The 863-nt window shown below is 47.6% G+C and carries 1 protein-coding gene; it reads right to left on the bottom strand.

The features are described 5' to 3' along the window. Positions 1–860, bottom strand: an 860-nt coding sequence (locus ACXAFS_RS15280; RefSeq protein WP_475308045.1) for a DUF7507 domain-containing protein, incomplete at its 3' end; no start/stop codon positions are given. Positions 861–863 lie beyond the last annotated feature (3 nt).

The following is an 863-nucleotide window of genomic DNA, read 5'->3' as shown; positions in this document are numbered from 1 at the left end:
ATTGATGGATCTTCTACTATTGGGGTTTCTGTCGGATCGTCTTCCGTGTTGCCATCGGCATCATCTCCATCATCACTAACATCATCAACATTCGTATCTGCTGGACTATCTCCATCAGCTAATACACTGTTGCTAAAGCCGCCTGCATCTACTGCATCTTGCTCTATAACATAAGTCGCGGTATACGTCGCCGTCTCGCCTACTAATAAGTCCCCTTCTAAACTACCTGCATCCGCACTGACGAACGTTGGGCCGGTTAATAAGGTTAAGGCATTTCCATTGGCATCCTCGAACGTATCCACAATACCGACTCCGTCTAAAGTGACATTTCCAGTGTTCGTTACTGTGATTGTATATTCTACCGTGTCGCCTAAACTCGCGCCTACTGGTGCAACGTCATTCGTGATTGCTACGGTCTTAACCGCCTCGATACTTGGAGCTTCTGCGATGGTGGTTTCTGTTGGATCATCTTCAGTGTTGCCATCCGTGTCATCTCCATCATCACTCGTGTCATCGACATTCGTATCTGCTGGACTGTCTCCGTCTGCTAACACACTGTTGCTAAAGCCACCTGCATCTACTGCATCTTGCTCTATAATATAAGTCGCTGTATACGTAGCCGTCTCGCCGACCAATAAGTCGCCTTCTAAACTGCCGGCATCCGCACTGACGAACGTTGGACCGGTTAATAAGGTCAGTGGGTTGCCATTGGCATCTACAAACGTATCAGCTATCGCTACTCCATCTAAGGTCACATTTCCAGTGTTCGTTACCGTGATTGTATATTCTACCGTGTCGCCTAAACTTGCCCCTACTGGTACAACGTCATTCGTGATTGCTACGGTCTTAACCGCTTCGATACT

The sequence above is a fragment of the Winogradskyella sp. ABM4_392 genome, from assembly GCF_056160445.1.
Note: the sequence above shows the minus strand (reverse complement) of the source record. Positions and strands in the feature narration are given on the sequence as shown.